Raw genomic sequence first — 25,608 nt, 5'->3', positions numbered from 1 at the left:
CAACCCGTAGCATCCATTTCACAGCATTTACAAATCACGATGAAAACGACGAGAAGGAAACTGATAATAATTGCAGGCATGGTCCTGGGAGCCGGGCTCATCTCCTGCGAATCACTGGTCGACAATATGAATACCGACCTGAACAATCCCACCGATGCCTCGGCATCTTTGATCCTGACCGGTGCCCAGTTGGGGAACGTTTCCGTGCAGGAAGGCCATCTGGCGCGCGTGGCGGCGATGTGGTCTGGTTACTTTACCGGCACCGATCGTCAGTACAAGGATATTTACAGCTACAACGTCACCGGCGCGTCCTTCAATGACGTCTGGCAGTTTGTATACCAGGGGGTCGTAGAGCAAACCAAGCTGGTGATTACCAAGTCCCAGACTACCAATAACCGGCTTGTGCAAGGTATCGCAAAGGTCACCCGTGCCCATGCGCTGGGTACTGCTGCGGCCTGCTGGGGTGATGTTCCCTTTTCGGAGGCTGCTGACATCGCCCGGTTTCCCAATCCGGCTTTTGAGCCACAGGTCGAAGTCTATCAAAAACTGCAGGCGTTGCTCGACGAAGCTATTGCCGATCTGGAATCGGGCATTGGCAGTTCTCCCGGGGCTGCCGACATTTTCTTTCAGGGAGATGCAGGCAAATGGAAGGAAGCTGCCTATACGCTTAAATCGCGGTTCTATATGGAAACGAGGGAGTACCAGCTGGCCTATGCCGCAGCAGGCAAGGGGATCACCGGCGCGGCGCGCTCGCTTGTGGTTACGCACGGAAGTACGCTGAACGTGAATGAAAACCTGATGTACGCTTTCATCGCCAGAAACCGGGTGGGAGATATCAATGCGGCGTTGTCGCTGGCACCGAAACTATTGAACCCAGCCAGCCCGGATTATCGTGGCAATGCCAGAACAGACGAAACGGCGCGCTATAACCATCATTTCATCACCGTAAACGCCAGTGGTACGCAGATCCCGGTTTCTCCCAATACCAACAGCTCGACAACTTCCAGAGGGCTCTTCGGTCAATCGGCACCCTATCCATTGGTTACCTTTTCCGAGAATCTGCTCACATTGGCGGAGGCAGGGTTGAGAAGCGGCGGGGCGGCAACCGGACTGGAAAAGCTCAATGCTTTCCGCGCCTACCTGAATGCCGGCGGGGATCTTGATCCGACCTACAAAACGTACACTTACCGGTACGAACCCTACACGGCCAGCGATATCGCGCCGGGCGGCATGCTCAACAAAGACGGCATTCAGGCGGAGCAGGCATTATTGCGGGAAATCCTGATGGAAAGATACCTGACTTTTAACGGGCAGATCTTAGGCTTTAATGACCTGAGACGGACCAGGAAAGAAGCCGTGGCCGTGCAATTATCTCCGAATGCAGGTGTCGCTTTGCCCGAACGGATGATTTACAGCGAAGCGGAAGTAAATTCCAACACCAGCGCCCCGCGCCCGGTCCCCGGGGTATTTGTAAAAACACCGGTAAATCTTTAATAAATTGTTTTGTAATCTGCCAAACCGATCCATAACCGAATGATGTTTTTTCAGAATCAAAAAATATGGCTGCTGCTTTTAATGCAGGCAGTGCTGTTTACGGTCAAAGCCGCGGCATCGCCGGCTGACTCGGTGAAGGTTACCCTCACGGAAGGGACCAACCTGGCCATTGCCCTTTCGCCCGATAAAAAAACCATTGCGATGGATTTGCAGGGTACCATTTTTACCATTCCTGTTACTGGTGGAGCGGCTCGCGCTTTGACCGACGAATTCGGTGATTGCCGACAACCGGTATGGACTCCGGATGGTTCCCAGATTACTTTCCAGGCATTCTGGGACGGAAACTTTCACATTTATTCGGTCGGGAAAAACGGCGGGATTCCCGTGCAGCACACATTGGGCAGCTTCGATGACCGCGAACCCTGCTGGTCGCCGGACGGCACCCGTCTGCTTTTTTCGTCTGACAGAAGCGGCAACTACGACATCTGGCAACTCGAACCGGCAAGTGGCAAGCTCACCCAGCTTACCAGTGATCCGGGAAACGATTACTTTCCTGCATTCTCTCCGGACGGCTCGCAGATCAGCTACGTCTCGGAACGAAGTGCAGCCCCGGGGATTTACATGATGGATAGTGCAGGCCGGGAGAAACTGTTTCTGACCACCACCGGCAAACTCGGTGCTCCTGCCTGGCATCCGAGCCAGCCCAAAATCGTTTTCCATAATTTTATCGAGGGTAAAACGGTGCTGGATATGGCCATGATCGGCGGAGGCGAATGGGTAACCCTTTCCGCAAACGGCGAAGATGTATTCCCTTTCAAAGCCAGCTGGATTTCCGATACCGAATACCTTTATACGTCAGGGGGAAAGATCAATCGCGGAAAGCTCGGCGAGCAGCAAAAGCTTTCGATACCATTTGCCGCTCAAATGACATTGGGCAGAAAACCCTATCCATCCAAAAAATATGATTTCAACTCAGCAAACAGCCACCCCGTTAAAGGTATTCGGGGGCCGGTAGTCTCACCGGACGGCAACAATGTCGCTTTTACCGCATTGGGGGATATGTACTTGCTTAAAAAAGGCAGCGCTGTACCGACGCAGCTGACCAACGATGAATTCATTGAAATCGATGCGGCATGGTCGGCGGACGGCAAACGGCTCGCGTACCTGAGCGACCGTAAGGGCGACATGGACCTATATGTGCGGGAAATGGCCACAGGTAAGGAAACCCTGCTGCTGGACGCTGACGGGCCACTTACCCTGCCTGCCTGGTCGGCCGATGGAAAACAAATTGCCTATTATCAAAAAGACCCATCGGTTTTCGGGCGTTCTTCGCTCCGGGTCATTGATATTGTTTCAGGCAAATCCACAACTGTTTTCGAACCGGTTTTCGATGGCTCTCAGCCCAGCTGGTCACCGGACGGCAAATACATCGTCATATCTTCGCTGGTTCCCTACTCAACCCGCTATCGGGAGGGTGTCAGCAAATTCCTGCTTATTTCGACCACCGATAAAAGTTATCGCTACGTGACGCCTATCAATGAGAGGACACTTTCCACCCGTGGAAAAAACGGGCCGTACTGGTCGCCCGACGGTAGCAAATTCGCATTTTCGATGGACGGTGTGCTCTGGACAGTCGCAGTAGGCGCAAATGGCGACCTGCTTGCCGCCCCTCGCAGGCTGACCAACGAACTGGCTGAAAATCCGAGCTGGACGGGCGATTCGAAAAGTATTGTATACATGGCGACAGATGTTCTCAAGAAGGTTTCCGTAATAAGCGGCATTACCGAGACGATTTCGGTTACACTTAACTACAAAGCACGTCAGCCCACGGGGCGTTATATCATTCACGCCGGAAAACTCTTTGACGGCAAGACGGATGGTTACCAGAGCAATGTGGATGTAGTTGTCGAAGGCAACCGTATCATCAGCATAGAGCCACATAAACCAGGGCGGACAGGGAAATTGATCGATGCATCTTCCCGAACTGTGATCCCCGGTCTGGTCGAAATGCATACACACCAGTCAGCCAGTGCGGGTGAACCTCTGGGGAGGTTATGGCTGAGCTATGGCATTACTACGATCCGGGAGCCGGGTGGCGATCCTTATGACGTCATTGAACGGAAGGAATCCTGGATCAGCGGGCGGAGGCTCGGGCCCCGCGACTTTTATACCGGCGGGATTCTGGATGGCAGCCGGATCTATTACGGAATGAACGTGGGCAATGTTCCCGGTGCACAGCTGGAACTGGAATTGGAAAAAGCAAAGCGGCTCGATTTCGATATGATCAAAACCTACGTCCGGATGCCCGACCTGATGCAGCAGCGCATTACGGCTTTCGCGCATTCGATTGGCGTACCGGTGTCTTCCCACGAAATTTATCCGGCAACGCGCTATGGTGTGGATGCCGTAGAACACATGGGCGCGACAAGCCGGAGAGGGTATTCGCCCAAGCTGACGGCCCTGAATAATTCGTATCAGGATGTTACCGAGCTGCTTATCCGGTCGGGAATGAACATCACACCGACCGCTTCCCTGCAAGGCGGGCTGCCTATGCTGGTTGACAAGGACCCCGCCTTTTTTGATCATAAACAATTTGCTGCCTTTTATGGGCCGGCTGTCGTCGAGCAGATGAAAGCGCAAACGAGCCTGCGGACTAAGGGCAATCCGGCCTTTTTAACGACATTTTCAAATATCCAGAAAACGGTCAAAACCATGGTAGAGCGCGGAGGGCACGTCACGCCCGGCACTGATTCCCCGATTATACATCCGGGGATCAGCTACCATGCCGAGTTGCAGAGCTGGGTCGACGGCGGTATCTCGCCCTTTCAGACGCTTCGGTCAGCCACGCTGTATTCAGCTGAGGCACTGGGTGTCGCCAAGGACCTGGGCACTTTGGAGAGGGGAAAGCTCGCCGATATGGTGATCGTCGACGGAGACCCGCTTAAAAATATCAAAGATGTTCTTAATGTGCAAACGGTCATCCGGAACGGCGAAATCTTTGGCATTGAGGATATTCTGAAAGCCAGGGTCGAACAAGGCAAAACGGTACTGCCGGGTTTTCATTCAAGCAACTAAGCGCTCCAATGACGATGAAAATCCTACTCATCACAGTCCTTTCTTCCCTGATTTTCCTTTCCAGGGTAACCGCTCAAAACGATCAGCTTGTGAGCGAACGGATGCTGCCGGCCATTGAGGAACTGAAAGATTTTGTGGCGATCCCCAATGATGCGCTGGTGGCTGAGGATATCGACAAAAATGTGGATTGGGCCCGAAACGCTTTTGTGAAAAGAGGTTTTGAAATCTCGGTGCTTAAAACGGATAAAATGCCCCTCTTTCTGGCAAAAAAAGCTTTCCAGGGTAGTCGTAAAACGGTGCTTTTTTACTTTCACCTCGATGGTCAGGCCGTGCGGCAGCCAGAATGGTTTCAACAAAATGCCTACTCAGCCGTGTTGAAGGAAAGAGACCGGGCTGGTACGTTCAGTGAAATCGATTGGTCAATGCTGCGTAACGGAAAAATCAACGACGAATGGCGGCTTTTCGGACGGTCGACATCCGACGACAAAGGTCCTATTATCATGTTTTTGCAGGCCCTGGATATGCTAGCCACTCAGAAGCAGCAACCACCATTCAATATTAAAGTGGTTCTGGATTGTGAGGAAGAAAAAGGTTCCCCCGGGCTCAAAGGCGCGTTGGCAAATTACAAGACCGAGCTGGCGGCCGACTATCTGATCGTCATGGACGGCCCTATGCATTCGTCGAACCTTCCCACCCTGACTTTCGGCTGCCGGGGCGGTACAGGCTTTTCACTGACGACCTATGGCGCCATTACCCAGCAGCACAGCGGGCATTTCGGGAATTACTCGCCCGATCCGACATTTAGCCTTTCCAGGATAATCGCCTCGATGAAAGATGAAGACGGCAGGGTTTTAATCAAAGGCTTTTATGACGGCATCAAGTTCGACGACCAGGCGGCGAAGGTAATGGCGACAGTACCCGACGTGACGGCCGACATTAACGACAGGCTGCAAATCGCGGCAGAAGAAAAAGTAGGGAAAAACTATCAGGAATCGATGCAGTATCCGTCCCTGAACGTCCGGGGCCTGAAGGCGGCGGTGGTAGGGAAGGGGGGCGGCTCGATCATACCGGAGCAGGCCATCGCCGAATTTGGCATCAGGCTCGTGCCTGAAACCGACGGAAAAAGAATGACCGGGCTTGTAAAAACGCATCTTGAGGGTTTGGGGTACCAGGTCGTCGACCATGTCCCGACCAAAGCAGAAAGGCTACGGTACTCCAAACTGGTTTTTATGGACGGCGGGGGAGGAGGCTCCCCGGCGTTTCGAACCGAAATAGACTCGCCGATAGGGAACTGGCTGAAAAAATGTGTGACAACGGCTTTTCAGACCGAGCCCGTCATCATACGGATCATGGGCGGCTCGGTGCCGGTAGTGCCTTTTATACAGACCCTTGGTGTGCCAGCGGTGATTGTACCGCTGGTGAATATGGACAATAACCAGCATAGCCCCAATGAAAACCTCCGGCTGGGTAATCTCAGGTCCGGTATCAAAACCTGCTATTCAATTTTAACGACACCTATCGATCAATGACCCGTCACCGGCAAACACGCGCAATCGTTTTCAAATTAATGTCTGCCAGCACAAGTATCATGCTGGCGGGCATTTTGCATTTAACACCGGCAGCCAACGCTTCCACACAGCCACCTGCCGATTCAGTGAAGGTTACCCTTACCGAAGGGACCAATATGGCCGTTGCGCTTTCGCCCGACAAGCAAACGATCGCAATGGACCTTCAGGGGACGATATGGGTACTGCCCGTAACGGGCGGCAAAGCGAGAGCCATTACCGACGCGCTCGGCGATTGCCGGCAGCCAACCTGGTCACCCGACGGGACCCAGATTGCCTTTCAGTCCTACCGGGACGGTTATTTTCACATCTGGAAAGTCAATAGGGACGGCAGCGGGCTCAGGCAACTCACCAGCGGAATCTATCATGACCGTGAGCCGTACTGGTCACCGGACGGGGCCAGCATCGCATTCTCTTCCGACCGCAGCGGCAATTACGATATCTGGAAAATTGTTTTAAAAAGCGACAGTCTGGTGCAACTGACCGATCATCCCGGTAGTGACTATTCCCCTGTTTTCAGTACAGACGGCAAAAGCATTGCTTATGTATCCGAGCGCGCTACGGCTGCGGGCATCTATATGGGAGATTCGGAAGGCAAGCATCTGTTGTTTGTGCACAGCAAAGAGAAGTTGGCCTCCCCGGTATGGCATCCCGACGGACAGCATATCATCTTCAATAGTTTTGCAGCAGGGATAAGTCAGCTTGAAATGGTAAAAATGGGAGGCGGTGATTGGCAGACCCTGTCGCGGGACGTGGAAGACGTATTTCCGTTCAGAACAGCCTGGCTTTCGCCCACCGAATACTTGTATACGGCCGACGGGCAGATTAAGCTCGGAAGGATTGGAACGAGCACGGCGGAAACAATCGCCTTTACAGCCGAAGTAACGCTTGCCAGGGACAGGTATGCACCTAAAAAACGCGACTTTGACACAGCCGTTTCAACGCCCGTACAAGGTATCCGCGGGCCGGTGGTTTCCAACAGCGGCAAATTCGTAGCGTTTGCTGCACTGGGAGATATCTGGGTTTTGGAAACGGGTAAATCCCGGCCGGTGCAGATCACCAACGACGTGTTCATCGATATCGACCCGGTATGGTCTCCCGATGACCGGTGGCTGGCCTTTACCAGTGACAGAAATGGTAATATGGATTTGTGGATCAGGGAAATAAAAACCGGAAAAGAGGTGTGCCTGCTGGATGCGGCGGATAACCTGAAATTTCCAAGCTGGTCGGCCGACGGCAGCCAGATCGCGTTCTATCAGGCCGATCCGAATGCTTACAGTCGTAGCAGCCTCACGGTGATCGACGTTAAAACGCAAAAAGTGACGACCCTGTATGACGGATTGTTTGAAGCTTCGCAGCCCAGCTGGTCGAATGACGGCAAATACCTGGTGGTTTCTTCACTGGATCCGTATTCCAGCCGTTTTCGTGAGGGAATCAGTAAATTTCTCGTCATTCCATCCGATCGGTCCGGGGCACGTTTCGCATCCCCGGTCCCGGGGCGTTCGCTGGCTACGCGAGGCAAAAATGGCCCGGTGATTTCCCCCGACGGCAAGGCGATCGCCTACATTCTGGATAATGTACTCTGGATCGTCCGGGTGGATGCCCGGCTGAATATCCTCGGGTGGCCGGTTCAGCTTACGCACGAGTTGGCGGAAAATCCCAGCTGGACGGGTGATTCGAAAAGCATTGTTTTCCTGGCCACTGATAAGCTCAAAAGGGTCGATGTCGCCGATGGACGCATAGAGCCGCTCAATATGGAATTTAACTGGGAGCCGCAACGGCCTGAAGGCCGGCTGGTGATCCACGCAGGAAAAATTTTCGATGGTGTATCGGATAAATACACAGAGAATGCCGACATCGTCATCGAGCAAAACCGTATCAGGGAAATTGTGCCGCATCAGCCCGGACGGAAGGAAAGGGTTATCGACGCTTCGAGACAAACTGTGATCCCGGGCCTCTTTGAAATGCATACCCATCAAAATGCCCAATTAGGCGAAAAAGGCGGCCGGTTGTGGTTGGCATATGGGATTACTTCCATACGGGAACCCGGAACCGATCCCTACGACGCATTGGAGCGGAAAGAGTCCTGGACCAGTGGCAAGCGCCTGGGGCCAAGGAGTTTTTTCACAGGTGGTCATATGGAAGGCAACCGGATCTATTATAACCGTAACACCAGCAACGTAGCAGGAGCCCAACTGGAACTCGAACTTGGCCGTGCGGCCACATTAGGGTACGACATGATCAAAACCTATGTGGGGCTGCCCGATATTTTACAAAAAAGGGTCACTGAATTTGCCCACGCACACGGCTTGCCGGTATCATCGCACGAGATATATCCCGCCGCGGGCCTGGGCGTCGACGGGGTGGAGCACATCGGGGCAACGAGCCGGCGGGGGTATTCTCCCAAATTGTCGGCGCAGAACAAGAGTTACCAGGATGTCCTGGCCCTGACGGCACAATCGGGCATCTACATGACGCCTACTATTTCACTTCACGGGGGAATGAATGCATTGATATCGGGCGACAGTTTATTTTTCGACCATTGGCAGTTTCAGGCATTTTATGCTGAGAAGCAAAAACAAGAGCTCCGATCTGCTGCCGCAAGAGCCAGGGGATCGAACAAGACCTACCAAAATATCGAAAAAACGATGGTCCGGCTTATGCGGTCAGGGGCCAGGCTTACGCCGGGGACCGACTCTCCGATCATACCGTCGGGACTAAGCTACCATGCAGAACTCCAAAGTTGGGTGGCTGCCGGGCTTTCACCGTTTGAAACTTTACGTGCTGCTACCCAATGGTCGGCCCGACAAGCAGGGGCTGGTGACGACCTGGGTGCGATCCAACCCGGCAAGCTTGCTGACATAGTGATCATCGACGGAGATCCGTTGACGCAGATCAAAGATCTTCTGAATGTAAAGGCGGTCATCAAAAACGGGCAATACCTGGATATTAAAGACCTTAAAGAAGCGAAATGATACATTATTCTGTCGGGTAATTGCAATACAATTTATTATATTTAACAATATGATTTTTACGGAATAATATTTTGATAATATTGCTATTTCAACGATAAAAAATATGAATAAATCAACATTTTCCGACGATCAGCTTGTTGATCTGATCGCGGCGGACGATACAGAGGCATTCAAAATACTGTTTGACAAATATTATTCGACGCTGGCCCGAATCCTGATGCGCTATTCGGATGACCCCGAGCTGATCAAGGATTGGGTCCAGGATATTTTCGTTATGCTCTGGGAAACCAGGGCGCAGCTTCAAGGTTACCAGATCGCCAACTTTAAGGCCTATTTTATTGTAATGGCGCGCAATTATGCGATGCGCGTGCTTTCCAGAAAGAAAAGAGGAGTGTTGGTTTTCATCCGGGAAATGGAAAGATGTGATGTCCCGGATAATACCCTCTGTGAAAGCCTGGACGAAGCCGAACTACAACTAATGCATGATGCTGCGCTGGCCAAGCTTCCTCAAAAGACACAGCAAGCCTACCTCCTTAACCGGCACAAAGGACTCACATACGGCAAAATAGCCGATAAAATGGGGATTTCCGTTAAAACTGTCGAAGCCCACATATCCCGTACGATCGCATTCTTACGGCAGGAACTGGTCATTTATCTGCGTTAAATCGCTTGCGAACAGCTTTTCCCCGGCGCGCGTGAAGTGGACGATAGAACACTGAATAAGAGTTGATGAATAGATGTAGTTCTGTAGGGCATGGAATAGGTAACTGTCCGAGGAGCCGCAAACATGGTGGGAAAGTCGCTGTCGTAAATTACTTAGGTATATTGTGGTATCCGTGAATAGTTAATTATAGGATCTGGTTGTGATCTATAATGCGCTGAAATGGAGGTTAATAATCTTATTTAAAGGATAATTATAAACTTTTCATGAAAACAGGGTAATTATTTGTACGTACGTAATTTGTTTATATTTTTGAACTGTATTACTTACGTAAACAAATCAACGACCATCATGAAAAGACTTTTCCTACATGCAGGATTGCTGCTGCTGCTTTGCCAGGGCGTCGCACTGGCCGATGGCAGTCAAGATGCGAGAGATCGAAAGGCAGCCCGGAAAGTGCGTGTGCTGCGTGAACTTCCCGGTTACCTGGCGCCGACGGATTCTGCGCTGGCGGCAGAAAAAGCAGAGGACGACTTCAAGCCGTCCATTCACGTAGGTGCGATCGTGCACATGTTCGCTTCCGCGGAGCAATCGGGGTTCGGTGGTAATGTTACCAGCAAGGCAAGTGACTGGAACAAAGGGTTTTCGCTGTACAGGGCTCGCGTGCTGGTTGGCGGGCAGCTTTCCCGGAAGGGTAGCTTTTTTATGGAGACAGACCTTCCGTCGCCCATAGGTATCCAGCTGGGAGATAGCACCAAAAATGTAAAAGTGGCGCCGATCCTGCTCGATTGCCAATATGAATATGCCTTTTCCAATGCATTTCAGCTCATTGCAGGGATGCAGCTCGTTTCCAGCAACCGGAATGGCTTACAGGGCGCTGCCGGGCTAATGGCCAACGATTTCACCTATTTTCAATATCCTTACAACCTGTTTGCCAACAGCCCGTTGCAAGGTAACTTCGGTCGCGACCTGGGTGTGAATGCGCGCGGGTTTTTGTTGAAAGACAAATTGGAATACCGGTTGGGTTTATTCACGGGAAGGAACCTCGATGGTCAGGCGCCGTTACGTATAGTGGGTCGCGTTGCTTACAATTTCCTCGATCCCGAAAAAGATTATTACTATGCCGGTACCAAACTCGGCGCGGGCAATACCATCGCCTGGGGTGCGGGTTTCGATACACAGGGTTCCTATTACAATGTCGGTACGGACCTTTTCATTGATAAAAAAGCCGGTGACGCCGGTTCGGTAACCCTGAATGCTGCATTTCAATACATGACGGGCGGCACGAATGTCAATTCGAAATATTCCTTTGCACGTCAGATTCCCAAACAAACGGTGCAGTTCCTCGAACTGGGTTACTATTTCAAGAAATCGCGTATTCAGCCCTGGCTGCGTTACGAAAACCAGCATATATCCGCCAGCAAAGAACAGGTGGGCTCGGAACTGATCGATAATTTTGACAAGGCCAAATCGAGCAGCGTTTACGGCGGCGGGTTGAACTACTTTTTTAATGGAAGCGCCACGAATCTTCGTCTCTCCTATGTAGCGCGCAAGCATAATGTGGCCGACGCGGGCGGCGGATATAGCTCGAAGACGTACGGCCAGGTTTGGTTGCAAGTGCAGTTTTTCCTATTTTGATCCACTCCGGCACAGTCCGGAAGGTTTCTGTTGATCTTAATTTTCACTCATATCACTATTAAAATTTACCGATGAAAACATTTAAAATGTCTTACCAGGTAGTATGGATGGTTGTGCTGGTGCTCGCACTGGCGGCTTGCGGCGGCTCGGGTTCGGGAGGAAACGAAGGGGGCAAAAAAGAAACCGTGAAAGTTGGCATCCTGCATTCGCTGAGCGGAACGATGGCGATTTCCGAAGTTTCGCTAAAAGATGTCGTGCAAATGGCCATCGACGAAATCAATGCGAAAGGCGGTGTGCTCGGCAAGCAGATCGAACCGGTGATCGTCGACCCGGCATCGGATTGGGACCTTTTTGCGGAAAAATCGAAGGAATTATTGCTGGATAAAAAGGTGGCTGCGGTTTTTGGTTGCTGGACATCCGTTTCCCGCAAATCGGTACTGCCGGTTTTTGAGGAAAACAATGGCTTGCTGTTTTATCCTGTGCAGTACGAAGGCGAGGAGTGCTCAACGAGTGTGATCTATACGGGTGCAACACCCAACCAGCAGTTGATCCCCGCCGCCGAATACATGATGAGTGAAGAGGGAGGAGCTTACAAGAAGTTTTACCTGCTGGGGACCGATTATGTTTTTCCAAGGACGGCCAACAAGATACTGAAAGCGTTTTTGCTTTCGAAAGGCGTTCCCAAAGAGAATATCGTGGAAGAATACACGCCGTTTCACCATCAGGATTACCAGACGATCGTTTCCAAAGTGAAGCAATTCGCGGCTGGTGGTAAGGCCTGTGTGCTTTCGACCATCAACGGTGATTCGAATGTGCCGTTCTACAAAGAGTTTGCAAATCAGGGGCTTTCCGCTGCTACCTGCCCGATTATGGCGTTCTCGGTAGCGGAAGACGAGCTGCGTGCAACGGATACCGAATTTTTGGTGGGCCACCTGGCGGCATGGAATTACTTCCAGTCCAAAGAATCGGCTGAAAACAAGAAATTTGTCGAAGATTTCCGCGCATTCTGCAAGAAAAATAACCTCCCCGGCGGCGACAAAAGGGTAACCGACGATCCGATCTGCTGGGCTTATACGGGCGTATACCTGTGGGCGAAGGCAGCCGAAAAAGCGGGCTCGTTCGAGGTATCCAAAGTGCGCCCTGCATTGTACGGCCTCGAATTCGAATCTCCTGATGGTCTGGTGAAAATGGATACCAAAAATCACCACCTGGCCAAGCCGGTAATGATCGGCGAGATCAAGCCCGACGGACAATTCGATATCATCTGGCAATCGACAGGCCTGGTTAATCCTGAACCATGGTCGAAACTGACTTCCCCCGATAAAGACTGCGATCACGTGGCGCACGGCGGAACGTATACAGTCGCAAGTAAGTAGGCATCTGTCCCAACGCGGTCATCGCGACCGCATTTAACTTCCCTGGTTATGAACTGCATTCAAAAGGTGTGGCTGGTGATCCTTTTGTCCATAGGAATGGGCCGCGGGGCGATTGCACAGCAGGCAGACAGCATTTCGATTCGGGTTGCCGCCGTCCTGAACCCGCCCAACGACACGGCCCGGAGCCAGGCGCTGCGGTATCTGGCGGCGCAGAAAGACCCCGCGACCTTCCCGCTGCTCGCGGCAATCAATGACAAGAAGCTTTATACGCTGGATGGCAAGCCAGTCACGACGGGCGAGGGCGAAACTTCCGGCGGAAAAGAGGTTTTTACAGTCTTTTACCTCTATCCGCAAAACAAGCCGGCAGCCACAAAGCTGCCGGCCGAGCAACTGCAAAAAGTGGAGATCAGCAGATCTGAAAGGCTTATACTCAACGTTGTTTTGCCCTATCTGAATTTGACCAGCCATGATCCCCAAAAGCGGATCATGGCGTACGGTCAGCTCGTGGACGCGAAGGATACCGGGAAAATCGCGCTTCTTGAAAAAGCATTGAAGCAAGAAACCGATCCCGGCGCGCTGACGGCAGGCAGGGAGGTGCTTTTTCAGTTGAAACTGAATGAAACCGCTTCCGAACATCAGGCAAAGGCATACATCGACAGCCTTGACCAGAACTGGGGTGAAAATGTGGGGCTGATCCTGAAAAATTATGCGGAAAAAGGCAATGTGGTGTCGGCGCGGGCATATGCTGCCGAAAAGGTAAAGTCGCTTGAAAGCCTGCAAGGGCGTATCGAGAAGGCACAAAATCTGTTCAGCGGCATTAGCCTGGGTAGTATTCTGATCCTCATCGCGCTTGGCCTGGCGATTGTGTACGGGCTGGCAGGGATCATCAACATGGCTCATGGCGAATTCCTGATGATAGGCGCTTACACGACCTATTGCATGCAATCGCTTTTGATAGAAACGCTGGGCGTGAAATCCGATTTGTATTTCTGGGTATCGCTGCCGGCCTCGTTTGTGGTGGCCGGGGTGTTTGGATTGGTGCTGGAAAAGTTGGTGATCAGGCATTTGTACGCCAGACCGCTGGAAAGCCTGCTGGCAACCTGGGGCGTCAGTCTGATTATGGTGCAAACCGCGAGGAGTATTTTCGGAGATCTGACAGCAGTGAAAGCTCCCGCATTCCTGGCTGGTGGCTGGCAGCTGATGCCGCATTTGGTATTGCCGTTTAACAGGTTGTTTATCATTGGATTAACGATCGTCGTAGTCTCGCTCACCTACCTGATGCTCTACCGCAGCCGCCTGGGAATCCGCATTCGCGCGGTCACCCAGAACCGCACGATGAGCGCATGCCTGGGCGTAGAGACGCGCCGTGTGGATGCGATCACATTCTTTTTGGGTTCGGGACTGGCGGGGCTTGCCGGATGTGCCATGACGCTGATTGGTAATGTGGTGCCCGATATGGGCCAAACCTACATTGTCGATTCCTTCCTGGTGGTGGTGACAGGCGGCGTAGGGAAGATTGCCGGGGCCATTGTTTCCGGACTGGGCATCGGCTTCCTGACCAAGGTCCTGGAATCGTTCTATGAAGCTGTTTATGGAAAAGTGCTCATTCTGGCACTGATCGTGATCTTCCTGCAATTCAAACCTCGGGGGCTCTTCCCCGACAAGGGGCGGATCGCCGAGGATTGACGGAAAGGTATTGTCAATTTTGAAGGGAAACCAATCTTATCTCAATCGATTATGGGAAATAAAAAGGATTTCGGGTGGTATGCATGCTGCATTGCATTGTTCCTGATTATTTTGCCGCTGGGAAATGTGCTGGGTTTTGTATCCGGTAACACGATCTCGCTCTGGGGACGCTACTTCTGTTTTGCGATCGTCGCGCTGGGCGTTGACCTCATCTGGGGCTATACGGGCATTCTTTCCATGTGCCAGGCCTTTTTCTTCTGTCTGGGCGGGTACAGCGTAGCCATGCACATAGTACTTAGGGGCGCAACAGCCTTGGGAATCAACGGCATTCCAATGCCCGACTTTATGGCCTGGAACCAGGTTGAATCGTTACCGTTTTTCTGGGTGCCCTTCCAGTCGTTTGGCCTGGCAGTGGTGCTGGGGCTGCTCATTCCGGCTGCATTTGCACTGGTTTTCGGGTATTTTATTTTCCGAAGCCGTATCCGGGGCGTTTATATGGCCATTATCACCCAGGCACTGGCGTTAGCAATGTGGCTTATTTTCCTGCGGAACGAAACTATGCTCGGTGGTACCAACGGCCTGACCGACTTCAAAACGCTGCTTGGGCTCAGTCTGTCAACACCGGGTGTGAAGCTGGGACTCTATCTGCTTTCGCTGCTCACGCTGGGTATCGCATTCTGGCTGAGCACGAAGCTCGTCGACTCCAAGTTTGGCAAAGTACTCCAAGCCATCCGTGACAGCGAGTCGAGGACGAGTTACACCGCCTATCGCGTCATGCATTATAAACTGGCCATATTCATCGTAGCCGCATTGCTCGCCGCCGTTGCCGGCATGCTTTATGCACCTCAGACGGGCATTATTACGCCCGGAAGAATGGACGTACGGGCGTCGGTTGAAATGGTGATGTGGGTGGCGATAGGCGGCAGGGGGAAATTAAAGGGGGCTATCTTAGGTTCACTGATCGTCAATTTCCTGTACAGCATTTGCACCAGTCTTTTTCCAGATTCCTGGCTGTTTATACTCGGCTTCCTGTTCATTATCACGGTTTTGTATTTTGATAAGGGACTATTGGGTATGCTGGAAACGGTGGTGGCCAAACTGGGAAGAATGCGTAAACCGGCGGCCGAACCCACAGGCCGGGAAGTAATGCAGCCGTAACGCTGCATGGCTGGTTATCTGTTATTTCAAATCACAAAACTGCCATTATCATGCTATTGACAGTGAAAAACCTATCCGTCTCCTTCGGGGGCGTCCATGCGCTGAATTTGAGCCATTTCAATTTGCTGGATCGCGAACTTCGCGTCATTATTGGTCCGAATGGCGCAGGTAAATCGACATTCCTGGATATTCTGTGCGGCAAAACCAAAGCGGATGCAGGCGAAGTCAGTTTCGACGGCCATTCGGTATTGGGCAAAAGTGAAGTGCATATCGCCGACATGGGCATTGGGCGGAAATTTCAGAAACCTTCTGTCTTTCCCAGTCTGACGGTCTATGACAATATGCTGCTCGCTTTCAAGATGAATAAGGGCATTTTCGCTTCGCTTTTTTTCAAACCCAGCAAGGAGATACACGACCGTATTCACGAGGTAGCATTAAAAGTCGGTTTGCAGAAATGCCTGGGAAAAATTGCGGGAGAGCTCTCGCATGGACAGAAACAGTGGCTGGAAATCGCCATTGTCGTGTTACAGGACCCGAAACTGATGCTGATCGACGAGCCGGCGGCCGGGATGTCGGATGAGGAAACGGAGAAAACCGGTGAACTGCTCCTGCAACTTGCCCGCCAGCACGCGATTATCGTGATCGAGCACGACATGAAATTTGTGGAGCAGATCGCGCAGGACCTGGTAACCGTGCTCGTGCGCGGGAAGCTGCTCATGGAAGGCACTTTCGACGACGTACGTAATGACCAGCGGGTGATCGACAGTTACCTGGGCCGGGCTAATGTTCAACTTGAAAATTTCTGAGAATGGGGACGCCGATCTTGAAAGTTAGTTCGCTGACATCCGCCTATGGGCAAAGCACGATCCTCTGGGGCACGTCGCTGGAAGTGAAAAAGGGAACCGTGACCACGGTAATGGGCCGCAATGGGGTGGGTAAGACCACTTTGCTGAAAACCATCATGGGCATTGTGCCGCCGAAAGACGGGACCATCGAATACAATGGCGAGCCCGTAACGAAGTTGCCCGCATTCAAAAAATCGAGAATGGGCATTGCCTATGTGCCGCAGGGAAGGGAAATTATTCCCAAACTGACGGTTTATGAAAACCTCAAACTCGGCCTTGAAGCGGTTTCCGACCGGAATGCTAAAATTCCCGAGGAAGAGATTTACACCTTATTCCCGATCTTGAAAGATTTCCGAAACCGGCTGGGCGGTAACCTCAGCGGTGGCCAGCAGCAACAGCTGGCCATTGCCCGCGCGCTCACGGGAAGGCCGTCGTTACTGCTCCTGGATGAACCGACCGAAGGCATTCAGCCTTCCATTTCGCAGGAGATCGGGCAGATATTGAAGACTTTGGCGCGGGAAAGAGGCATTTCGGTATTGCTGGTAGAACAAAAGATCGACTTCGCCAGCCCGGTCACGGACTACTACTATTTCATGAGCCGGGGCTTGGTGGTTTCGGAGGGTAATGCGGAGGAAATGAGTATGGAAGAGCTGCAAAGCCACATTTCGCTTTAAGTTTTACAGGTTTACATAATGCATATGCTCATGTACCTACGTATCTTTACGCGTAGGTACGTGAGATTTTCCAGTTTCAGCCCATGTTAAGAAAACAAGTTGTCCAGGACGAAACCCAGGAGCGGAAGACATTTCTGTACTTCACCTGGCTCTATGTGTCGGCATTGCTGATTGTGGCGGTGATTTCGATCCTCAGCCAAATCCTGATCCAGCGGTATCTCACCGCCCAGCGAGACGATTCGCATATTATCAACTATGCCGGTCGCTTACGTACTTACAGCCAGACGCTGAGTAAAACAGCATTGCTCATCGAGTCGGGAAGGGACGTGGAATCCAACCAGAAGGAATTTGTGAACACCCTTAAACAATGGCAGAAGGCGCATGTATCGCTTATCAGCGGTAACTCCTTTTTAAACCTTCCCCCTAATAACCGTAAGGAGATCGCCATGATGTACGACATGGTGAAAGATCCTTACCAGGAGATACTGGCCGCCTCCAATAAAATGGTGGCTGTCATGGACAATCAAAAGGCCGGGGACTCGCTGAACATCGGACCTTATGTGAAAAAAATACTGGAATACGAAAAATCGTACCTGCTCGGCATGGAACTGATCGTATTCGACTACGACCGTTTCTGGCGGCAGAAGGTACGTACGTTGAAGGAGATCGAATACATTCTGCTCGGCGTTGTGCTGTTTACGCTTCTCCTGGAAGCCGCGCTGATCTTCTTTCCACTTTCGATCCGCATCCGGCAGACGATGACCGGGCTTATCGATTCGGAAAACCGTTCAAAGCAACTCGCGAAGCAATTGCAGGAAAGCAGCATTTCCAATGAAAAATCGCATAAGGAGCTTCGGGAAACCAATTATGCATTGGAAAAGGCAACCTATCTGGTCAAAACAGACCAGGACGGCAGGATCATTTATGCCAATGACAAGTACTGCCATGTGACCAAATACAGCGGCTCCGAATTACGCGATCGACCGCTTTTTTACAATAATCAGGGCGGAAACGAGAGCATTATTTACAGCCATATCCGCGACCCGCGTCGGCGTACGGAAGTATGGCAGGGAGAAGTATTCGACACAGCCTCCGACGGTTCGGGTTTCTGGCTGGACGTGACATTGATGCCGATCATCAATAATCAGGGCGAGCTGTATCAGTATCTGGTCGTTTGTACCGACATTACTAAGCGCAAAAACACCGAAAAGGAACTCTGGTTGCTTACCGACGAGAAAATGCGGCGGCAGGAAACCGAGCAGCATATCCGGTCGCTGTCTATCATCACCGGGCAGGAAAAGGAACGCGAGCGCGTCGCCGCCGAAATCCATGACGGGATCGGGCAAATGCTCACAAGCCTGCGTATGAAACTGGAACAGGTCGACGACCGGATGGAGCATAAGGACCCGGAAATTCACCGCGTCAACGAGTTGCTGGCGGCGATCATATTTGAAACCAAACGCATTTGCGCAGACCTCTTGCCTAGCGTACTGGAAGATTTCGGGTTGCGCTCGGCGATCAGGGAGCTGGTCAAAATGTGCCGGGAAGCATCAGGTCAGCTCACTTTTCACCTCGAAGAGAACATCAAGACCGAAGCATTGCCGCGCGAACTGGAAGTCGGGGTTTTCAGGATCTTGCAGGAAGCGCTGAACAACGTGATCAAGCATTCGGGCGCGACGATGGTCGAAATCCACGTGGATAGCGACAGCGAGTTCCTGAACATGATCATTCAGGATAACGGGAAAGGATTTTATTTTGAGAACCAATATATTTATTCGCGGGAAAAGTTTCCGAAGGCGCATGGGTTGCGGGGGATGAAGGAACGTGCCGATCTGCTGAGAGGGACGCTCAATATCAGTTCGGAGCCCGGAAAAGGGACTACCGTCCAGCTTGAACTTCCGCTGCACCTTTAAACTAACTTCTCACGACAGTCAAACGACCCGATCACATGAAAAAAATCGCTGTATTTTTAGTCGACGACCATGAAATATTCAGACACGGTCTCAAGCAGCTCATCAACAACGAGCCGGATATGGAAGTGTCCGGCGAGGCCTCTTCGGGCGAGGAGGCGATCGCGGCACTTGCGCACATCCCCGCGGACGTGATCATCATGGACATCCGCATGCAGGGTATCAGCGGATTGGATACCGGCAAATCGGTCATTAAGGCCAATTCCAATGCGAAACTACTGTTTTTTAGTCTCTTTGATAACCCAGATTACGTAAGCACTGCACTCGATATGGGCGCGAGCGGCTACATTTTGAAAGATACGAGCAACAAGATTTTCCTGCATGCAATCCGCTCGGTTCATGGCGGGCATTTCTATTTCATTGGCGATGTGACCGACACGGTAGTGCGGAAATACCACGAGCAGCGCAATGCTACCGGTGAGGCGTCGGCTGTTGCGGGTGCGGCCGAAATCGCGCTTTCCAAACGGGAGCAGCAGATTATTCGCATGATCCATCAAGGAGTGAGCAACAAGGATATCGCCGAGACGCTCGGTATCAGTATCCGCACCATCGAAGCACACCGTTTGAATATCCTTCGCAAGTTTCAGGTCAGTACGATCGAGGAAGCGATGGAAAATGCGCGGGCAGCTTCCTTATTGGTTTAAAAAATACTTCAAAAACTTGCAGCGCTTGGAATAGGTACTTATATTTACGTACGTAATACTACCTAAGTAATTCCGAGCGCTATGCATTTATCTCCCAGAGAACAGGAAAAGCTCATGTTGTTTCTGGCCGGCGAGCTGGCCGAAAAGCGAAAGGCCCGCGGGTTGAGACTGAACTACCCCGAATCGATCGCGCTGATCAGCAGCCGGTTGCAGGAAGCGGCACGTGACGGGCATTCGGTGGCGCAACTCATGCAGTTTGGCGCTACGATTCTGGCCCGTGAGGATGTCATGGAAGGCATTCCTGAAATGATCCATGATATTCAGATCGAAGCTACCTTTCCGGATGGCACCAAGCTGGTGACGGTCCACAATCCGATACGTTAAAAAGTCACGATATGGTACCAGGTGAATACTTTCTCGCGGAAGGCGACATTATGGCCAATCCCGGCCGTCGCACCGAGCAGCTCACGGTCGTCAATACAGGCGACAGGCCGGTTCAGGTAGGCTCGCATTTTCATTTTTTTGAAGCCAACAAGCAGCTCGCATTCGAGCGGGGGAGGACATATGGCATGCGCCTGAACATCCCGGCGGGTACAGCGGTGCGTTTCGAGCCGGGTGAGGAAAAAGACGTATGGTTGGTAGCGTTAGCAGGCAGCGGCCATGTTTTTGGCTTCAATAACCTGGTAGACGGCCCGCTGGAAGGGGGCGAGGATGCGGCGCTGGCCGAAGCATTAAACAGGGGTTTTAAAAATGAACTGCCATGAGTCTGCGCATTAACCGCATTAAATACGCCAATATGTACGGCCCTACCACGGGCGACCGGGTGCGCCTGGGCGATACTGACCTGATCATCGAGATCGAGCGGGATCTATCAGTGGGCGGGCCGGAAGGGTATGGTGAAGAATCGAAATTTGGAGGGGGCAAAACGATCCGCGACGGCATGGCGCAGTCGGGCACGGCTGTGCGCGACGAAGGCGTACTGGATATGGTCATTACCAGCGTGATGATCATCGATCACTGGGGCATTGTCAAGGCCGACGTCGGTATCCGCGACGGGCATATTGTGGCTGTCGGCAAGGCGGGCAACCCCGATACCACCGACGGTATTACGCCCGGAATGGTCATCGGCGCTGCCACAGAAGTACACGGCGGTGCGGGGCTGATCGCAACCGCGGGTGGCATTGATACACATATTCATTTTATCTGTCCCCAGCAAATCGACCACGCATTGTTCAGCGGGATTACCACCATGATCGGCGGTGGTACCGGGCCGGCGGATGGCACCAATGCAACTACTGTTACGCCCGGCGCCTGGAATATCCGTAAAATGCTGGAAGCCGCAGAGGCTTTTCCGATGAACCTTGGATTTACCGGTAAAGGAAACTGCGCCACCGAAGCGCCTCTTGAAGAGCAGGTGAGGGCAGGGGCAATCGGGTTGAAGATCCACGAAGACTGGGGCGCCACGCCGGCAGTGATCCACGCATCGCTCCGGGTCGCCGATCGTTTGGACATTCAAGTGGCTATACACACCGACACGCTCAATGAGGCCGGTTTTCTGGAGAGTACCATGGAGGCCATCGGCGGGCGCGTGATCCATACTTACCACACGGAGGGGGCCGGCGGAGGGCATGCGCCCGACATTATCAAGGCGGCGATGTATCCCAATATCCTTCCGTCATCCACCAATCCGACCCGACCTTTTACCGTCAACACCATCGATGAACATCTCGATATGCTCATGGTATGCCACCATTTGGACAAATCGGTGCCCGAGGATGTTTCATTTGCCGACTCTCGTATCCGTCCCGAGACGATCGCCGCCGAGGATATTCTGCACGATATGGGCGTTTTCAGTATGATGAGCTCCGATTCGCAGGCCATGGGCCGGGTGGCGGAGGTGATCACGCGCACCTGGCAGACGGCCGATAAGATGAAAAAGCAGCGTGGTTTCCTGCCGGAAGACGGCCAGGCGGGCAATGACAATTTCCGGGCAAAAAGATATGTGGCCAAATACACAATTAACCCGGCCATTACCCACGGTATTTCCGAATATGTCGGCTCTATCGAACCGGGGAAACTGGCCGATCTGGTGCTATGGAAACCTGCGTTTTTCGGGGTAAAACCGGAAATGATCATCAAGGGTGGTATGATCATTGGCAGCAGAATGGGCGATCCGAATGCGTCTATTCCCACTCCGCAGCCTGTTATATACCGGCATATGTTCGGGGCTTATGGCAAGGCGCTGACGGGTACCTGCATCAGTTTTGTTTCGCAATGTTCATTGGATGAGGGTGTTGTGCGGCAATATGGTTTGGAAAAGCTGCTGCGGCCCGTCCGGAATTGCCGCAACATTTCCAAAAAAGACCTGATCCACAACGACGCGACCCCGCACATCGATGTGAACCCTGAGAACTACGAAGTGAAAGTAGACGGAGCGCATATCACCTGCGAGCCGGTTTCGGTAGTGCCGTTAGCCCAGCGCTATTTTCTTTTTTGATAAAATATCCGATTGACTATCAACGCATTTGTAAAATGATCATCAGGGAAAAAGCCGGGCGAATCGAAGCGTACGAGGGCATGGGCATTGAGCCCGACTGGCTGGACCTGGAATGGTTCGAGACCAGAAAGCGGATCCTGCATAAGAAAAGCAGTGAGGGAGTGGCGGTATCCCTGAAATTTCTGGCCGAATCGCCGGAAATTACGGAAGGTGATGTGTTGCATGCCGATGGGGAGCGGCTGATCGTTGCCCGCATTCTTCCTTGCGATTGCATTGTGGTAAAACCGGGCAGCCTGTTTGAAACGGCTTCACTTTGCTACGAAATCGGGAACAAACACCTGCCGCTTTTTTTCGAAGACAATGCATTGCTGGTGCCGTTCGAGGCGCCGCTCTATCGCTTGCTGGTAGCGCAGGGGTATGCTGTGCTGCGGGAAAATCGGAAGCTGCTCCAACCGCTCAGAACGACCGTTTCGCCACATCCTTCGGGAAATAGCGGCAGTTTGTTTTCGAAAATCATGCAATTAACCAATTCCTGATATGGAAATGCGTATGCTCAGCCTGCTGCAACTAAGCGATCCGACGCTGCCGATCGGCGGGTATGCGCATTCGGGCGGGCTGGAAACCTACGTACAGTCGGGGAAGGTGTGCAGCCGTGATAGCGCCGGCGACTACATCCGACAAATGCTCACTGAAAATATCCGGTATGGCGACGCGGCATTTGCTTCGCTGGCTTATGAGGCGGTTTGCCATAGCGATATCGACGAATGCATTTGTCTGGATACCGAATGTACGGCGCTCAAACTGCCCAGGGAAATCCGCGAAGCGAGCGCTAAACTGGGGATCCGGTTGTTAAAAGTATTCCAACCTGTCTTGCAAAATCCTGTACTGGACCAGTATGCCCAAGCTATCCGCAAAAAGACCGCTTCGGGGCATTACTGTCTGGCTTTCGGGATGTGCGCCGCTGCGATGGACATTCCTAAGGATGACATGCTTGCAGGATTTTATTACAATGCGAGTGTGGGAATGGTTACCAATAGCGTCAAGATGATCCCGCTGGGACAGCAGGAGGGGCAGGAGCTTTTATTTTCATTACAACCATTGATAGCGGAGCTGGTCGAAAATACCATGAATCCGGACCGCGACCTGCTCGGACTTTGCTGCACCGGCTTTGATATCCGCTGCATGCAGCATGAAACTTTGTATTCAAGACTTTATATGTCCTAACATGACTCGTAACTATATTAAAATCGGCGTGGCTGGTCCCGTGGGGTCCGGTAAAACAGCCCTCATCGAGCGGCTTACACGGCAAATGGCTTCGATTTACAGCGTGGGCGTTATTACCAACGATATTTACACCCGCGAAGATGCCGCGTTCCTGACCGTCAACAGCCTTTTGCCACCGGAGCGGATCATTGGCGTCGAAACCGGTGGTTGCCCGCACACGGCCATCCGCGAGGACGCGAGCATGAACCTGGAAGCTGTCGAAGAAATGGCGGAGCGCTTTCCCGATCTGGAAATCATTTTCATCGAAAGCGGTGGCGATAACCTGTCGGCCACATTCAGTCCCGATCTTGCCGACCTGAGTATTTTTGTGATCGACGTGGCCGAAGGGGATAAGATCCCGCGGAAGGGTGGGCCAGGTATCACCCGCAGCGATTTGCTGGTGATCAACAAGATAGACCTCGCGCCTTACGTGCACGCCGACCTGGGCGTGATGGAGCGTGACGCGCGCAGGATGCGGAATGGCGCGCCTTTTGTTTTCACCAACCTGATGTCGCTCCAAGGCCTCGACCAGGTGATCGGATGGATACGCCGGTACGCATTGATGGAAGAGATTGACGAGCCCGAGCTGGTCCGATGATCGCTTCCCTGGACATTACGGCCGCCCTGCGCGACGGACGCACCTACCTGAAAAAGAGCTTTTGGCAACCTCCGTTCAAAATAGCGGATGTTACCGAAGACAGGCGGCGGCCCACCTTGCATTTAATGCAAATGAGCGCATCGCCGGGTGTGCTGGCCGGGGACTGTTACCAGATCGGCATTCAGCTGGAAGAAGGCGCGGCCCTACACTGGCACACACAATCGTACCAGCGACTGTTCAGTATGGCATCGGCGGCACATCAGCAGGTGCGGGTGGATTTGGCTCCCAGGGCTGCATTGACATACCTGCCACATCCTTGCGTACCACAAGTGGGAGCCGATTTCCGGGCTGATAACCAAATATTTCTCTCTGCAGACAGTAGGCTGATATGGGGTGAAATCATAACCTGCGGGCGGAAGCTGAACGGGGAGATGTTCCAATTTTCCAACTACCGCTCGGTAACCGAAGTGTTTCTGGAAGACAAGCTCATTATAAAGGAAAATCTGCGTCTGGTACCGCAACGCGTCGATCCGCGGGGGATCGGGCATTTGGAAGGTTTTACACACCAGGGAGGGCTGCTCTGTATTGATCAGCAACTGGATGTTCCGGGTCTGGTCCCGCATTTGGCGGAAGCGCTGGCGGCGATCCCGGGTATCGATTTCGGTATTACCGGGTTGCCGGTCAACGGGTTCGCGTTGCGAATGCTGGGCAACCATTCCGAACGACTGATGCAGGCACTCAAAATGGTATCGGAAATTATTACAAACGACAATATATTATGCAAACCGAGTTTCAGGTATTAATGGCTGCGGCGATTAGCATCGCTTGTCTGCACACGCTCAGCGGCCCCGACCATTATGTTCCATTCATTGCATTGTCCCGAAGCAGAAACTGGTCGCTTCCCAGGACCATTGGCTGGACGGTACTTTGCGGCTGCGCGCATGTTTGGAGTTCGGTACTGCTGGGCCTTGGCGGCGCGGCTGCGGGCTGGTCGCTGAGCAGGATAGAATGGCTGGAAGGCGTAAGGGGAGGCATTGCGGGCTGGATGTTACTCGGTTTCGGGATTGTTTACGGGATATGGGGATTATGGAAGATACGGCGCGGGTATTCACACAAGCATTTCGATGCCAGCGATAACGGGGAGCTGTATGTATATGAACACAATCATAATCAGTCAGTTGTGCCGGGCGACCGCCATAAGGTCACGCCATGGGTGATGTTTATCATATTCCTGCTGGGGCCTTGTGAGCCGATGATCCCGCTCCTCTATTTCCCGGCAGCGAAAAGCTCCTGGGCAACGATGGTAACGATGATTGCAGTCTACACGGTTTGCACGCTGGCTATGATGCTCCTGATGGTTTTGCTGGGATTCTTTGGTATTTCAATTTTTCGTTTGTCCTCACTTGAAAAGTATATGCACGCCCTGGGTGGTCTTACGATTACCATCTGCGGCGCCGGAATGGTGTTTCTGGACTGGTAAGCTGAACTA

Annotated in this window: 21 protein-coding genes; all 21 read left to right on the top strand. The window is 52.4% G+C overall.

Annotated elements, in window-relative coordinates; translation table 11 throughout:
* Positions 1 to 39: 39 nt before the first annotated feature.
* A complete protein-coding gene (locus IEY24_RS11460; RefSeq protein WP_188931769.1) occupies positions 40 to 1,494 on the top strand; it encodes a SusD/RagB family nutrient-binding outer membrane lipoprotein in 1,455 nt (484 codons plus the stop codon).
* A gap of 39 nt (positions 1,495 to 1,533) precedes the next feature.
* Positions 1,534 to 4,569, top strand: a complete 3,036-nt coding sequence (locus IEY24_RS11455; protein WP_229221964.1) for an amidohydrolase family protein — start codon at positions 1,534 to 1,536, stop codon at positions 4,567 to 4,569.
* Positions 4,570 to 4,583: 14 nt separating this feature from the next.
* Positions 4,584 to 6,098, top strand: a complete 1,515-nt coding sequence (locus tag IEY24_RS11450; protein WP_188931767.1) for a M20/M25/M40 family metallo-hydrolase — start codon at positions 4,584 to 4,586, stop codon at positions 6,096 to 6,098.
* 38 nt (positions 6,099 to 6,136) lie between these two features.
* Entirely contained in the window at positions 6,137 to 9,109 is a 2,973-nt protein-coding gene (locus tag IEY24_RS11445; RefSeq protein ID WP_229221949.1) for a DPP IV N-terminal domain-containing protein, read from the top strand.
* A gap of 103 nt (positions 9,110 to 9,212) precedes the next feature.
* Positions 9,213 to 9,773 carry a sigma-70 family RNA polymerase sigma factor gene (locus IEY24_RS11440; protein WP_188931765.1) on the top strand — a complete coding sequence of 187 codons (561 nt, stop codon included), beginning with the start codon at positions 9,213 to 9,215 and terminating at the stop codon, positions 9,771 to 9,773.
* Between the two features lie 348 nt (positions 9,774 to 10,121).
* Positions 10,122 to 11,408 carry a hypothetical protein gene (locus IEY24_RS11435; RefSeq protein WP_188931763.1) on the top strand — a complete coding sequence of 429 codons (1,287 nt, stop codon included), beginning with the start codon at positions 10,122 to 10,124 and terminating at the stop codon, positions 11,406 to 11,408.
* Between the two features lie 71 nt (positions 11,409 to 11,479).
* Positions 11,480 to 12,784: an urea ABC transporter substrate-binding protein gene (urtA, locus tag IEY24_RS11430; protein WP_229221939.1), complete on the top strand. Its 1,305-nt coding sequence runs from the start codon at positions 11,480 to 11,482 to the stop codon at positions 12,782 to 12,784.
* A gap of 48 nt (positions 12,785 to 12,832) precedes the next feature.
* Positions 12,833 to 14,470, top strand: coding sequence for an urea ABC transporter permease subunit UrtB (urtB, locus tag IEY24_RS11425; RefSeq protein WP_229221929.1), 1,638 nt, complete (start codon positions 12,833 to 12,835; stop codon positions 14,468 to 14,470).
* A 51-nt stretch (positions 14,471 to 14,521) separates the two neighbouring features.
* Positions 14,522 to 15,628, top strand: coding sequence for an urea ABC transporter permease subunit UrtC (urtC, locus tag IEY24_RS11420; protein ID WP_188931761.1), 1,107 nt, complete (start codon positions 14,522 to 14,524; stop codon positions 15,626 to 15,628).
* A 50-nt stretch (positions 15,629 to 15,678) separates the two neighbouring features.
* Positions 15,679 to 16,434, top strand: coding sequence for an urea ABC transporter ATP-binding protein UrtD (gene urtD / locus IEY24_RS11415; RefSeq protein ID WP_188931760.1), 756 nt, complete (start codon positions 15,679 to 15,681; stop codon positions 16,432 to 16,434).
* A gap of 2 nt (positions 16,435 to 16,436) precedes the next feature.
* Positions 16,437 to 17,147 (top strand): urea ABC transporter ATP-binding subunit UrtE, encoded by a 711-nt coding sequence (gene urtE / locus IEY24_RS11410; protein ID WP_188931758.1) that lies wholly within the window; start codon positions 16,437 to 16,439, stop codon positions 17,145 to 17,147.
* Between the two features lie 83 nt (positions 17,148 to 17,230).
* The gene (locus IEY24_RS11405; RefSeq protein WP_188931756.1) at positions 17,231 to 19,060 is read left to right on the top strand and encodes a sensor histidine kinase; all 1,830 of its coding nucleotides are present in this window, start codon (positions 17,231 to 17,233) and stop codon (positions 19,058 to 19,060) included.
* 35 nt (positions 19,061 to 19,095) lie between these two features.
* Positions 19,096 to 19,761 carry a response regulator gene (locus tag IEY24_RS11400; RefSeq protein WP_188931754.1) on the top strand — a complete coding sequence of 222 codons (666 nt, stop codon included), beginning with the start codon at positions 19,096 to 19,098 and terminating at the stop codon, positions 19,759 to 19,761.
* An 81-nt stretch (positions 19,762 to 19,842) separates the two neighbouring features.
* Entirely contained in the window at positions 19,843 to 20,145 is a 303-nt protein-coding gene (ureA, locus tag IEY24_RS11395; protein ID WP_188931752.1) for an urease subunit gamma, read from the top strand.
* An 11-nt stretch (positions 20,146 to 20,156) separates the two neighbouring features.
* Positions 20,157 to 20,525 (top strand): urease subunit beta, encoded by a 369-nt coding sequence (gene ureB / locus IEY24_RS11390; protein WP_188931750.1) that lies wholly within the window; start codon positions 20,157 to 20,159, stop codon positions 20,523 to 20,525.
* Entirely contained in the window at positions 20,522 to 22,258 is a 1,737-nt protein-coding gene (ureC, locus tag IEY24_RS11385) for an urease subunit alpha (RefSeq protein ID WP_188931748.1), read from the top strand. Before ureB ends, ureC begins: the two co-directional genes overlap by 4 nt.
* A gap of 35 nt (positions 22,259 to 22,293) precedes the next feature.
* Positions 22,294 to 22,794, top strand: coding sequence for an urease accessory protein UreE (locus tag IEY24_RS11380; protein WP_188931746.1), 501 nt, complete (start codon positions 22,294 to 22,296; stop codon positions 22,792 to 22,794).
* A gap of 1 nt (position 22,795) precedes the next feature.
* The gene (locus IEY24_RS11375) at positions 22,796 to 23,482 is read left to right on the top strand and encodes an urease accessory protein UreF (protein ID WP_188931744.1); all 687 of its coding nucleotides are present in this window, start codon (positions 22,796 to 22,798) and stop codon (positions 23,480 to 23,482) included.
* 1 nt (position 23,483) lies between these two features.
* Entirely contained in the window at positions 23,484 to 24,119 is a 636-nt protein-coding gene (gene ureG, locus IEY24_RS11370; RefSeq protein ID WP_188931742.1) for an urease accessory protein UreG, read from the top strand.
* The gene (locus IEY24_RS11365) at positions 24,116 to 24,922 is read left to right on the top strand and encodes an urease accessory protein UreD (protein WP_188931740.1); all 807 of its coding nucleotides are present in this window, start codon (positions 24,116 to 24,118) and stop codon (positions 24,920 to 24,922) included. Before ureG ends, IEY24_RS11365 begins: the two co-directional genes overlap by 4 nt.
* Positions 24,898 to 25,599, top strand: a complete 702-nt coding sequence (locus IEY24_RS11360; protein ID WP_188931739.1) for a hypothetical protein — start codon at positions 24,898 to 24,900, stop codon at positions 25,597 to 25,599. The genes IEY24_RS11365 and IEY24_RS11360 overlap by 25 nt, the downstream gene beginning before the upstream one ends.
* The last annotated feature ends 9 nt before the right edge of the window (positions 25,600 to 25,608 follow it).

The organism is Dyadobacter endophyticus, from assembly GCF_014641595.1.
GTDB classification, from domain to species: domain Bacteria; phylum Bacteroidota; class Bacteroidia; order Cytophagales; family Spirosomataceae; genus Dyadobacter; species Dyadobacter endophyticus.
The sequence above is the reverse complement of the archived record's forward strand: the minus strand, read 5'-3'. Positions and strand labels throughout refer to the sequence as shown.